At 71.4% G+C, this 12,258-nt stretch carries 8 protein-coding genes and 1 pseudogene; 7 read left to right on the top strand and 2 right to left on the bottom strand.

Translation table 11 applies throughout. From position 1 onward, the window contains the following. Nucleotides 1-20 precede the first annotated feature (20 nt). Nucleotides 21-278: pseudogene (locus tag ACFVHV_RS00085) on the top strand (esterase); the annotation flags it as partial. Nucleotides 279-931: 653 nt separating this feature from the next. Then, nucleotides 932-3,418 (top strand): hypothetical protein, encoded by a 2,487-nt coding sequence (locus ACFVHV_RS00080; RefSeq protein ID WP_380347686.1) that lies wholly within the window; start codon nt 932-934, stop codon nt 3,416-3,418. Nucleotides 3,419-3,845: 427 nt separating this feature from the next. Here the strand turns inward: ACFVHV_RS00080 and ACFVHV_RS00075 are convergent, their stop codons facing one another. Beyond that, the gene (locus ACFVHV_RS00075) at nt 3,846-4,553 is read right to left on the bottom strand and encodes a hypothetical protein (RefSeq protein ID WP_380347684.1); all 708 of its coding nucleotides are present in this window, start codon (nt 4,551-4,553) and stop codon (nt 3,846-3,848) included. Between the two features lie 297 nt (nt 4,554-4,850). Between ACFVHV_RS00075 and ACFVHV_RS00070 the strand changes: the two genes are divergently transcribed. From ACFVHV_RS00070 to ACFVHV_RS00055, 4 genes are all read left to right on the top strand, one after another. Beyond that, on the top strand, nt 4,851-6,677 hold the full coding sequence (locus tag ACFVHV_RS00070; protein ID WP_380347682.1) for a hypothetical protein: 1,827 nt from the start codon (nt 4,851-4,853) through the stop codon (nt 6,675-6,677). 683 nt (nt 6,678-7,360) lie between these two features. After that, nucleotides 7,361-7,834, top strand: coding sequence for a hypothetical protein (locus tag ACFVHV_RS00065; RefSeq protein WP_380347680.1), 474 nt, complete (start codon nt 7,361-7,363; stop codon nt 7,832-7,834). Nucleotides 7,835-7,924: 90 nt separating this feature from the next. Continuing rightward, on the top strand, nt 7,925-8,290 hold the full coding sequence (locus ACFVHV_RS00060; protein WP_380347678.1) for a hypothetical protein: 366 nt from the start codon (nt 7,925-7,927) through the stop codon (nt 8,288-8,290). A 422-nt stretch (nt 8,291-8,712) separates the two neighbouring features. Further along, nucleotides 8,713-8,940 (top strand): hypothetical protein, encoded by a 228-nt coding sequence (locus ACFVHV_RS00055; RefSeq protein WP_380347676.1) that lies wholly within the window; start codon nt 8,713-8,715, stop codon nt 8,938-8,940. 432 nt (nt 8,941-9,372) lie between these two features. Here ACFVHV_RS00055 and ACFVHV_RS00050 read toward each other — a convergent pair whose 3' ends face one another. Beyond that, complete coding sequence (locus ACFVHV_RS00050; protein WP_380347674.1) at nt 9,373-10,185, bottom strand: isocitrate lyase/phosphoenolpyruvate mutase family protein; 813 nt, start codon at nt 10,183-10,185, stop codon at nt 9,373-9,375. Between the two features lie 425 nt (nt 10,186-10,610). Between ACFVHV_RS00050 and ACFVHV_RS00045 the strand changes: the two genes are divergently transcribed. Continuing rightward, nucleotides 10,611-11,660 carry a hypothetical protein gene (locus ACFVHV_RS00045; RefSeq protein ID WP_380347672.1) on the top strand — a complete coding sequence of 350 codons (1,050 nt, stop codon included), beginning with the start codon at nt 10,611-10,613 and terminating at the stop codon, nt 11,658-11,660. Nucleotides 11,661-12,258 lie beyond the last annotated feature (598 nt).

The raw sequence follows: 12,258 nt of genomic DNA, 5'->3' as shown, positions 1-12,258 counted from the left end.
CGCGCCTTCAGGGGGTCACGGTGACCGCAAACCACCCCACCCGCAGGAGCATCCTCAAGTCCGCCGGCGGGCTCGGCGCCGCGCTGGCGCTCGGCGGCGCGAGCGTCCTCGCGGCTGGCTCTGCCGCTCGCGCAGCCGACGACGGCTTCGGCCTGCACATCTCCGACCGCAACGAGGGCAACGCCCGGATGTGGTACTACCGCTTCCGGACCGCCGAGATCGGCTGGGAGCCGGCCGTCAACGTGCTGCTTCCCGACGACTACCACACCAGCGGCCGCGACGCCGACCTCCTCTCCACCCTCTGGTGCCGCATCCGCCTGCCAGGACCCACCACCGCCTGGCTCCCGGCCGTCCGCACGAGGGACCGTCCGGCCCTGCTCCGCTGCCTGTGACTGCCCCGGCGCGGCTACCGTCCGTTCCGGCTCGTCTCCCGCCCGCGCAGGGACACCCCGAAGCGCGTACGGAGCTCGACCCGCTGCGACAGCTGCGAGTCGGGGACGGAAACCTCGTCAAGGAGTGGGCCCCGCGCTCGCGGGGGTTCCTCCCCGTCGCCCGACGGGTGGAGGTCGCGCTCGCGGCAGGCGAACCGCACGTACACCGTGGTCGGAAGCCGCTCGTCGACACCGGCGCATCAGTCCCGGCGGACCGGCACGAGTGCTCCGCATCCCGTGGCCGCGGACCCGACGACGTCGAGGGCACGCCCGGCCACGCGATGTCTATAGATCGTTTACATGAGTCTTTTGTGTTCTCCGCGTTGGCTGCGGAATTCGCCCTGCGTGGAATTCCACGGTCAGCCGCGGTCGTCTGCCTCCAACCGGTCCTCGGCACCATCGAGGAGCCGCAGGAAGCCCCTCGTGCACAGGCGCCGGCCTGACAGCATGTCGGCGTGACTGGAGAGGTGCACAACCACAACGAGGGATCGTCTCGGAACTTGATCCAGGCGAGGAACATCGGCGCCGTCTATCTCGGCTCTGCCCCCGCTCCCCGAGGCGAAGGGCCGGCCCTCACCGGCGCAGAGGAAGTCGCCCTGGACGGGCTGGCCCGCGAGGTCCTGGAGCAGTGGCGTGACGAGGCCAACGTCCGCGGTCTGCGGGAGCGGGTTCCGATGCTGGTTCCGTGGGAGTTGGAGCAACCTCACGGGAGCGACTCGCGCAGGGGGCTGCCCGAGCAGCTCGGGTTCGAGGACGTGGTCTCTCGGCTCCGGGCGCTCGCACCGCACCAGTTGGTGGTCACCGGTCCTGGCGGGGCAGGGAAGTCTTCCCTGGTCGTCCTGATCGTGGTCGAGCTGCTGGAAGCCAGAGCCAGGGTCCCCGGCTCGCGGGAGAGCGTCCCGGTGATCCTGTCGATGTCCGACTGGGAGCCGGGGATCAGCATCCAGGACTGGGTCATCAGGCGTATCGGCGAGGACTACGGGGATCTCGTGGCAGGTCTGGATCGGCCCACCGTCGAGTCCCTGGTGCGGAGTCGGCGGATCGTTCCCGTGCTCGACGGCTTGGACGAACTGCTGCCGCTGGCTCGCACGAACGCAGTGGAGGCACTGAAGCGCGCGCTCGGCACCAAGGACCCCCTGGTCCTGACGTCCCGGCCGGAGGCGTACCGGCATGCCGTGGACTCCTCGCCGGTGCTGCGCGGTGTGCCCGTTCTGCGTGCCCGTCCCGTCCCGCCGCAGGCCGGCAGGGCCTACCTCGCCCAGATGTGCCATCAGGACCGTCTCGGCCCCTGGCAGGCTCTCTTCGACGCCATGGAGGGCGACCCCGAGGGCCCGGTCGCCGTCGCTCTGTCCTCTCCGCTGATGCTCTGGCTCGCGGCGACGGTGTACGCGCCGAAGGAGTCCGATCCTCGGGAGCTGCTCGATGCGACGCTGCTGCCCACGCAGGCGGACATCGAGGGCCATCTCCTGGACGGGCTGATCCCGGCCGTCTGCGCGCAGGGGCCGCGACCGTCCTACCTCCCCGGGCCGGTGCGCCGTTGGAGGCCCGACCGCGCACCCGCGTACTTCCGCTTCCTGGCCGATGACCTCCACCGCCGGCGGACTCAGGACATCGCGTGGTGGCAGCTGCGGAGCCTGCTGACCGAGCCGGGCGTCTGGGGCGCCGTCGTCCTCATCGTCGTGGGCGTCTGCGGCACTGCGGCCGGCTACGCGATCGCGGGACTGGCCGCCCTCCTGGGGGCCGCTCCCCCGCGGCCCGGGCTCGGGATCCCGGGGGTGGGCCAGGCGCTCGGGGCCGTCGCCGCGGTCGCCATCATCGCCACGGCGTTCGGACGGGTCATCACCAGGCACTTGTTCAGCGGCTTCGACAACCGCCCACGAAGGCCGGCGGCGGGAATCGGCGGCCGGGTGCTCCTGGCCGCGTCGGCCGCTGCCTCGACAGCCGTCGGTGTGGCCCTGCCCGGCACCACATCGGCAAGCCTGTGCGTCTTCCTGCTTCCCCTCCTCTCCGGTGTGCTCCTGACACGGTCGACCGAGTTCGACATGGCGGCCAGGCCGAAGCAGTTGCTGCGCGACGAGCGCAGGATCGCCCTGGTCGAATCCGCACTGGTCGCGCCGGCCGTCGCAGGCACCTCAGTGGCGTTCTTCCACTGGCTCGACGGCGATCCGCTGCTCATCGGTGGCGGCCTCGTCATCAGCTGGTCGTGCTCGGCCGCGGTGCTGATGGCCCTCAGCCGATGGGGCCGCTGGACCGCCACGTGCCTCGTCCTGGCGGGTGGGCGACGTCTGCCACCGGACCTGCTGGGCTTCCTTGAGGACGGCCGTCGGTTGGGCGTGCTGCGGCGAGTCGGCGGGGTCTACCAGTTCCGGCACGCCGAGTTGCTCTCGCGGCTCACCGACGGGGCGCCGGACCGTGTGCCCGCCGGTTCCGCAGGACCGCGCGAGGTGGTGCTCAGGAGCAGCGTGCGGAGCCTCGGGGCTCTGCGGGCGTTGGCGTTCGATCTGTTGACGCCGGTCGTCGTGTTCCTCCTGGTGGTCTCTCCGATGTCCTCGGGATCGGGCTTCCGGGACGACTGGTATCGGACCTGGCTGCTGCTGGTGCGCCAAGGGCCCGTACTGCTCGGCGCACTCTGCGTCCTGGTCCTGGGGGCACTGGCCCTGCGGGCTGTCGCGACGCGACTGCGCATCGACGGCACGGGCGTGGAGCTGGACGGTGGCCGCAAGCTGCGGCTGCGGTGGGAGGACGTGGCGGAGGTACGGGTACTCAGGATCCGGTCCCACAGGGACACGGAGACCGGCTCCCTCGGTCTGAACGTCTCGTACTACCTTGCGATGAAGCCGGTGCCCGGACGGGAGATGCCGCGGTCCCGTACCACCTCGGACGGCTGGGTCCGGGTGTGGGAGCTGGGCCCCACCGAGGTCGTACCGCTCGACCTGGAGGTCGCGCTGGCCCAGTTCGCCGGCGAGCGCTGGCCCGCCGACGCCTGAGGGCCGAGGCCGAGGCCGTCCCGCGTGAGGAGTGCACCGGAGCGCCGCCTATGGGACCAAGAGCGGCGGGGACTCCCCCGACAGCCGTCCAGACCGTCCGCACGGCACTCGGTGGAGACACGGGCACAGCGCTTCGTCGCCCGGCGGATGCCTCGGAATTTTCCGCGGAAAATCCTGAGGCGTCCGCCGGACCGCCGGCAGAACCACGGCGCCGAAGTCTCTACTCACCCACCCGTGCAGTCGGAGGCCGGACACGTCGCTGCGGTGGTCGCACCGACCGCGAGGAATTTTCCGCGGAAAATCGTGCCCGCCGAGGGCGGGCCGATCCGGGCGAGCCCTTCGGCACGGCGGCCCGAGCTTCTCCGGTCGTGCACGCGCCGCCGTAACGATGCCCGCGCCTGCGAACTCCCCGCGCTCGGACCGTCGATCACCACGAGGTGGGGCACTCGGCGGACATGTACTCGTCCGCGATGCCGAACACGCTGGCACAGCGTGGACATTCGGCACGGCCGAGAAGACACCTGATCCCGGCGGCGAGCACCTGCTGCCCGTCCCGGACGGCGGTGTCGTGCATCCGGCGGCCGGTCCGTGAGAGTTTCCCGGGGGACGCGGGCCGCAGGTCGCGTCGCTCTACGTCGCCCAGGTTCCAGTCCCGGATCGCCGAGTAGCGCTCGTAGTCGCCGATGGCGATGGTCACCTCCGCACCGCAGTGGGGGCAGGCCAGGTGATAGAAGTCGTCCGTGAAGTCCCCCAGGGCGGCGCTCCAGTGGTACTGCGCATTGACCGCCAGCAGGTCGAGGAACGCCGCGAGGTAGTCGTCCGGCCGCGACCTCAGGTACAGGTCCAACAGCACACGAACCTCGGCGATCGTCCCGGCGCGGTCGGCGAGAAGATCGTCGCAGCCGTGATGCCCTGCCGCGCGCCGCAGGATCCTGCCGGCCAGTGCGCGCGCCCGCGGATCGCTCGACGCGAGCCGCACGAGCTGGGGAAGGGCGGCGAAGCTCGCGGCGAAGACGAGGCCGCCCTCCAGGCAGAGCCGGTAACCGAGTTCCTTCCACGCCTCGGCATCGTCCTCGCGCTCGACGCGTTCCAGGAGCTCGGGAACGCGATCGACGTCCCCGTAGCAGTCGTGCATCCGTGTCCAGTCCATCACCCGGGCATTCAATCGCCTGGAGGCTCCCGAGATGAATCCCTGGGTACCCGGTCGGCCGCTCCCCCGGTGCCGGTCTGCGGGGCCAGCCGACATCAGGGACGGGCAACTCCAGGCCGGAGGAGGCCCACGGAATTTTCCGCGGAAAATCGGTGAGGCGGCGAAACGGACGGGCCCTCGGCACAGGATGTGGGACCGCGTCCAGCCGATCCGCGCCGGACCCGTCGAGCTCGCGTCACGGCCTGCGAGCACTGTCCGTGCCCCTACCTAGAGTGTGCCGGTGTGAGATCACCTGAAGAGCTGCACACGATCGACTGGCCCTCGCTGGGACACGCCTACGGCGACGGCAGCGACGTCCCCGGCTGGATACAGGCCCTGTACTCCGATGACCAGCACCTCGCGGACAAGGCGCTGTCCGCGTTCTTCGGCCGGGCGTTGCACCAAGGGTCGGTGTCATCGGCCGCGGTGGCGGCCGTTCCCTTCCTCGCCCACGCAGCGGCGCACAGCCGCCACGAACGGGCGGACCTGCTCGCCGCCCTGGCCGGATGCGGCGGCACCGAAGCCGAGCCGGAGTACGACGACGAGGTACAGGGGTGTACCCGGATCGCGGCCGAGGTGGCCGGGCTGCTGCACCTTCTGCGCGACGACGACCCGGTGGTGCGCCGCAACATGGTGCGCGTCGCCCGCCGTGCCACCGGCGACACCGTCCCCGTTGTCCTGCGCGCGCTGACCGCCTGCTACACCTCCGACCCTGCCGCCGCTGTCCGCGCCGAGGCACTCACCGTCCTGACGCTGCTCGACCCGGACAGCGATGCCGCCCGCCGCCGCCTCCGATCGGCCCTGACGGACCCGGTGCCGGCCGTCCGCGCCGCCGGCGCTCTGGCCCTGCTGGAACGTTCAGAGGCGCCCTACCCGGCCGACGTGGTCGCCGTCCTGGCCGAGGCCGGGGGCGACCCCGGCTTCGACTTCAGTGCCGGTGAGTTCGTCCCGGGGATCGGCAACACCGACGAACGCACCTGGATCCTGACCGAGGACGCGGACGCCCTGGCGGCAGTGGCCCGCGGCTGGATCACCCACGGGGACCACCAGGGCCGCGGCACGCGCCGAGCCCGACACCTGTCGGCGATGTGGCGCGACCGCGAGGACGAGACCGTCAGTCTGCTCACCGAAGCCCTCCGCCACGAGCACGACCTCTGGGACCTCGGCGGCCTGCTCGACGTGATCTCCCAGTGCCTGTTCGGGGCTTCCCGCCCCGACCCGGCGCTCGCCGACAACCTCCTCCCCCACGTCCACGCCGACACCCTCGCCGGCCGCCGCGCCCAGACGATCCTCGGTCAGCTCGGCGATCCGCGGCTCCTCACCCACGTTCCCGAACCGGCGCCGGAGGCACTGGCGGCACTCGCTCTCCGTACCCGCGACCCCGAGCACCAGCGCCTCGCCCTGCGGCACCGGGACGCCACCCACCTGGACAGCCTCTACGACGCTCTCTCCGTCGAGGAGGTCCGCACCCATCTGCCCGACCTCACCCGCCTGCTGCACGACCGCCCCACCCGGACCCTCGTTCGCCGCTTCGGGGACTGGGCGATCCGGGACGCCGGGCTCCTCGGCCCTCTGGAAGCCCTCACCCGCGCAACCGATGACGAGCTCGCGGCCGCGGCAGCCGTCACCACCGCCCTCCTCACCGACGAGCCGGGTGCCGTCCTGCGCCTGCTGGCACACCAGCTCGCCGAGGACAGTCGGCGGCTGGAGGAGGCAGGGCGCCTGGGCGATGCGGCCACTCCCCTGCTGCCGCTGATCGAGTGCTACCTCGACGACGGCTACGACTGGACCCGACTGCACGCCGCCGAGGCCCACTGGCGGATCACCGGCGATCCGTCCGTCGCGCTCCCGGTTCTGACCGCGCTGCTGGATCCGTCCCGCCCCGTGGGTGTGCGGGCCCTTCAGGCAGTCCACCGGATCGGGCCTCCCTATCCGTCCGACCTCCGGCCGCAGCTGCTGCACTGGGCGACCAGCGAACGCCGACTGCTGCGCGAGTACGGCACCTGCTACCCCGCCCAGCGGCACCGTGACGACCAGCTGCGCGAGACGGCGCGCCGGATGCTCGACTGACACCACCGGGGGAGTGGGGCCAGGTCCCGGAGTTGAGCACGGGTACTCGCTCCGCGACGACACACCCGTGACATCCGAGGGGAAGTCGGCGCACCTGGCCCACCTCTCCGTACCGGCTCAGGTCCGCCGGGGGTGACCCGCGATCCGGGCGCCGAATTTTCCGCGGAAAATTCGGCGCCCGGGAAGCCCTCGTCCCAGAGAGGGTTCGAGGGTGATGCGGAATTTTCCGCGGAAAATCGGAAGCTTCCACGAGTCCCCGATGACCAGGCCGACCGGGGCAGCGGTGCGGCGGGTCCCCTGCCTCCCGGCCGTTCCGCCGGTCCCGGATGGATCCGTCGGTCCGGGGGCAGCGAGCAGTCGCGTGGTACCGGGGGTCGGGCCGACGAGGTGTACCGGGGAGGGCATGGCCGGTCGCCGCCGGACGGTAGAGCCGGGAAGCGCACGACTCACCGAAGCACCGCTGACTCCCACGGTCGGACGCCGGTGAACAGGGAGCCGGCCCGGTCGGTCCGTTCGACGGTCCGGCGCTGACGGTGCGCATTCTGCGGCTGGGAATTTTCCGCGGAAAATCGTCCGGCTGCACTCGCGGAGCGACACCGCCGGCCGAGGAGAGGATCCGGGGTCCTCCTCCTCCGACTGCCCAACCCTTCCCGGGTCGGCCTCCCGCGGCGATCATGGGCGGCATGAACAGTGGGCTCGGCGAGGACAGCACCTCGGACAGCAGCATCTCCCCGGCGAGCTGGATCGAGGAAGTGAGCCTTCGAACCGTGGACCCGGACGGCTCCCTCCGACCTGTCGTCCTTCGCATCGGTCCGTCTTCCGGCGCACTCATCGCGCTCCTCGACGACGGTGTTCTCACCGAGATCAGCGGAACCGACTACCTCGACTGCCTCGCCCAGGCCCGGCGGCAGCTGGAGCGCGACGGCCGTCTGCTCTGCTGCCAGGGAGCCCGTCCTGACGTTCATCCGTCGGGACAGTTGCGCCAGTTCAGTAACGGACGGCAGGCGTACGTCCGCTTTCCGGACCTTCAAGGCGAGGCCCCTGAGATCGTCGACATCTTCGCCCCGGCCGAGCCCGGAGACGTCGTCGGTCTTGAGGACCAGCGAGCTGCCGTCGTCCGAGCCTGGAATGCACGGCACCCGGGGCATCAGATCTGACCGTCAACCAGTCATGCATGGCAGCACCCGCATGTCGTACGGGCGGAATTCGGTGGAGAACCACGGCTGGGTCGGGCCATGATCCATGCCATGGAGACGATCGTGGATCTCGACGAGGCGGCTGCGGAGGTGGCTGCGCGGACGCCCGGTTGGCGGGCCGCTGGTCTGGTGGCGGGCGAGATGACATGGCGCGACGGGACGGCGCCGTGGCCGCAGCGCCTTGAGACGGACAGGACGCGGGTGGCCGATCCCGACTCGGTGGGGGTTCTTGTCTCCGGTCCCGAGGAGACCCAGCTGTCGGTGGTGCTGTTCCGAGGCGGCTGGGCCGACGTCGACTATCTCGCCAGCATGGACGACGCCGGGACGTTTCCGGCTTCGGGGATCGATTCGGCGGTGGCGTTCGGCATCCGGCTCGACGAATGGGTGGTCCGCGTGTTCGGTGAACGGGACGTGTGACGGAACGCCTTCCTCGGTGCCGCGAGTGGCAGCCGGGGAAGGCCCTGCTGTTGTCAGGAGAAGTCGCGCCGAGGCCTGACGGGCAGACCATCACGCGAACCACTCAGCGGGCTGTCGCCCTCCTTCGCTCCCCTTCCGGAGTGAAGGTGACGGAACCGGGTTCGGCCCGTGGGGTGCCGCAGTCCGAACGGGCGCGGGCCCCACAGTTCTACGCCGCGCATGCCCGGGTCGAGCACCGCCGGGACGGACCGCGGGCCAGGCGCGGGCGTCCTTGCGTGCACCGACGACACCGTCTCTCCGGGGGCCGTGGAATTTTCCGCGGAAAATCGTCCGCCCTCGGGCCTCGGAGCAACGCCTGCAACCAGTGGGGGAGAGGTGACGGAGTCGGCACGATCGGCCCCGGCTTCCACTTCGACGCCTTCATGCGCGACTTCATCGCCCGGGGAGCCGGCCTGCCCCTGGCCGATGCGGTGGCCCACTGGCATGCCGCGCGCCCGGAGACGCTCCGGCCCCGCGAGATCGGGGAGCAGTTCGAGTTCAACCGCTTCACCAGCGCCTGGCACCGTACGAACCCGACCGGTACCCGCGCCCAGGCCTGCGAGGCCTGGTACGCCCACCGCGCACTCCCCAAAACCACCACTGCCGGCTGACGGCACTCACTCGCGGGGAGAGCCGAGGGCGCGGGGCATCAATCCGGTGCACGGCCCTCGCCGCGCGCGGGCGGCGCCCAGCGGGCTGGAGCGCGGCGGCCCGAGGAAACCCCGGCCCGTACGGCACGACTTCGCGGTGCGGGCGGTCGAACGGGACCGGGCAGCGGCAGAGCTGTGAGTCGTGGCTCCGGCCGATCCGGATGCCGGTGTCCTCGTGGGTGTCCCGGTCTTCGACGGGATCCCGGCCGCTGCCGTCGGGAGCACTGGACCTGATCGTCAGCAGCAGGTCCATGACCGGGAGCGGCAGCACTTCCGCCCTGCCACACCGGGACAGGGGACGGGGTGCGGTCAGTCCGCAGGACCGGGCGCACTGCGTCCGTCGTGCCGGGGGCGGAGGGTTCCGGGCTGCCTCGGGCGTGCAGCCGGGGGTGGTCAGCGGGTCGCGGTGAACAGGCTGTTGAGCTCCGGGTAGTCGATGGTCTGCCGGAGGTGGTCGTAGCCGCCGACGCGGTGCAGTTCGAGTGCCGCATGCCGTGCCACGGCGTAGGCGGCCTGCGCCACGCTCGAACCGAGGCTGACACGGGCCACGCCGAGGGCACCCAGCTCGTCCACCGGCACGGTGCCCGGACCCGCCATGATGTTGAGGGGGACCGTCAGCCCTGCGGCCAGGTCCCTGATGACGCCGGGGTCCGTGACGCCGGGGACGAAGATGCCGTCCGCGCCGGCGTCGATGTAGGAGCGCGCCCGTTCCAGCGTGTCCTGCAGCCGGGTGGCGGGGTCGCCCAGTCCGAACAGGTAGGTGTCGATGCGGGCATTGACGAACAGGTCGACGCCCGCCCTCTGCGCTGCACCGCGGGAGGCCGCGAGCCGGTCGACGAGCGTGCCGGGGGAGCGGGTGCCGTCCTCGATGTTGATGCCCACCACGCCGGCTTCCAGTACCCGCGTGACGGTCTCCGCGACCTCGGCGGGGCTCTGTCCGTAGCCGCCTTCGATGTCGGCGGTCACCGGGACGGTGACCGCCGACGCGATGCGGGCGATGGCGTCCAGCACGGGGCCCCGGGGGACGCGGTCCCCGTCCGGGGCGCCGAGCGACCAGGCCACCCCGGCGCTGGTGGTGGCGATCGCGGTCGCCCCCGCGGCTTCGATGACGCGGGCGCTGGCGACGTCCCAGGCGTTCGCGAGCGCGAGTGGGCGATCGGGCGTGTGGAGGGATCGGAAGAGCGAGGACTTGCTTGCGTTGGACATGCCCCTCAGGGAACCAGCAGGTGAAGCCGTTGTCCGGCGGGAAACCGACACGAACGTGCGCAGGCCCGGGCCGCCTCCGACGGCCAGCATCGACCCGGACACCAAGACGGAGAACCCAAGAGCCCTCACCTACCCACCGACGAGCCGGTCCGCGCCGCGATGGAAACCGAACTCGGGGGGTGACCAGGCTCACCGAACGCCGCCTCCGCGACGCGGGTATCGGACAGAACTGAAGGCCTCGCAGGACGTCGAAGGAACCACCTGGTGCTCCGGCCTGGTGCGTTCGTCGGCCCGGGGGCGCCGACCACCTGTCATCAACGCGGAGACGAAGCGCCCCTGGAAGCCCTGGAGCCGCTCCGAAATCGGTTGGATCCTCTGCCGCGGGCGAGGCACAATCCGGGTGGGCCGCAGCGGGGGGAGCTTGTTTGGACGTGTTCGCGTGTGCTGGCTGCGGCACCGGGCTGACGGCACCGGTGTCCCGGGTGGCGCTCCCCGTCCACACCGACCACGGTGCCTGGGAGGAGCTTCATCCTCCGCTGATGGAGCCGGGGACGTACGCCGTCCACCCCCGGCCCACCGGGCCGCCCTGGCGGTTGTGGCAGGACGTCGGAGAGGAAGCGGCTGCCCGGCAGGGGGTGTACGCCCCGGTGTACTCCGTCTCCTTCGGCGCGCGGGGCAGGATCGTCATCGCGCCCGGTGACTCCCGGTCGATGATTCTGATCCTGGAGAAGTGCGACGGCTACTGCCTGGGCGTGGACGGCCGGGCCGGGTCGAATCTGGCCTGTGCGGGGTGCGGACGGGCGGTGGCGACCCGGATCGACGACTGCGGCTCGTGGCAGACCGTGTGGCTGGAGCCCGACGCGGTCGTCCGCCGTCCCTCGGGGCTCCCGGACGGCCCGCTTCCCGGTTGGGCAGACCTGGAGCGAGCCGAGCACCGCGTCCCGCCCGTCGAACCCGACGGGTCGTGGAGCCGCCGCTGGGAGGCCGCAATCGGCGTAGCGCTGGCCCACCTCGTGGCGGCCACCGAGAACCACCCGGTGATCCTCCCCGCCGGCCCCGTCGCCGAGTTGCTCGGCCACGCCGTGGCCCGCTACCTCCCATCCGGGCCCGCCCCCCGCTCGGTGGGACTGGCCGGTCCGGGCATCCCCGAGCCCCGGCCCCGCCCCGATGTCCTCCTCGTCCCCCGCCACCCCGGCACGGGCGAGCCGTGGCGCCCACCCGACCGCGAGGCCACGGTAGTGCCGCTGGACAGCGGAGTCTGGGCGTACCTCACCGGCCCCGGGGAGGAAACCTCACCGACACCCGCCACCGGGGTACTCCCGGAGGGAGTCCTGCGCGACGACTACCCACTGCCATCGCGCCCCTGGTACCCCCTGAAACCCCATGACGACGCGTTTATGCACACGCTGGTCCGGCTGCCCACGATCCGTAGCCCCCGGCTGCGCCGGTATCACCACGCCGCGTACCAGTCGTGAGCGCCCGTGAGGCGATGTGGGGGGCCGCTCGGGACCATCCCAGCGCCCCTGACCGTCCCTTCGCGGTTGCGGGTGCGAGCTCGGTGTTCGGGTCAAGGAGTCGTTGTCGACTGGCTGTCGGCCTGCGGAAGGAGCTGAAGCACGCTGGTCCAGGGGGAGTTGCCGGGAGCAACCAAGCAGATCACTCACCGCAACCGACCACAGAAGTCGGCCAGAAGTTGGACCAGAACCCGAGTCGTGAAGTCAGTTCGTCACGAGAACGGGAGGCACCTGCTGGTCCCCGGCAACGGCGCGGGAGTCGCTGCCTCCTGCGCCCGCAGCCAGCGCTTTTGCCCCACGCCCCAAGCGAGCAGTGGTCGGTGTCAGCGGACGTCTGAACGTGGCTCTGGCAGGATTTTCGTAGCCGGAGATCATTTCCTGCCGGTGGTGGGCAGCCTCTGACGGTGTTCCGTTGAACTGCTTCCGCTGTTGCCGCGCTTGGCCGATGTGTCGGTGGTCTCGGTCGATGCGTCCGGTCCCGTCGTGATGGTCCGGGCCCCGAAAGGGCTCAGTTCCCGTGCTGATTCACGCTCGCCGGACGCGAAGCGGCCCGGCGTAA

It is taken from the genome of Kitasatospora sp. NPDC127116 (assembly GCF_042677365.1).
Lineage (GTDB): Bacteria > Actinomycetota > Actinomycetes > Streptomycetales > Streptomycetaceae > Kitasatospora > Kitasatospora lactacystinica.
Note: the sequence above shows the minus strand (reverse complement) of the source record. Positions and strands in the feature narration are given on the sequence as shown.

Coding starts and splice junctions, on each gene's coding strand:
- ACFVHV_RS00075 (WP_380347684.1), bottom strand. CDS start 4,553: ATGCACGACTGCTACGGGGACGTCGATCGCGTTCCCGAGCTCCTGGAA.
- ACFVHV_RS00065 (WP_380347680.1), top strand. CDS start 7,361: ATGAACAGTGGGCTCGGCGAGGACAGCACCTCGGACAGCAGCATCTCC.
- ACFVHV_RS00060 (WP_380347678.1), top strand. CDS start 7,925: ATGGAGACGATCGTGGATCTCGACGAGGCGGCTGCGGAGGTGGCTGCG.
- ACFVHV_RS00055 (WP_380347676.1), top strand. CDS start 8,713: ATGCGCGACTTCATCGCCCGGGGAGCCGGCCTGCCCCTGGCCGATGCG.
- ACFVHV_RS00050 (WP_380347674.1), bottom strand. CDS start 10,185: ATGTCCAACGCAAGCAAGTCCTCGCTCTTCCGATCCCTCCACACGCCC.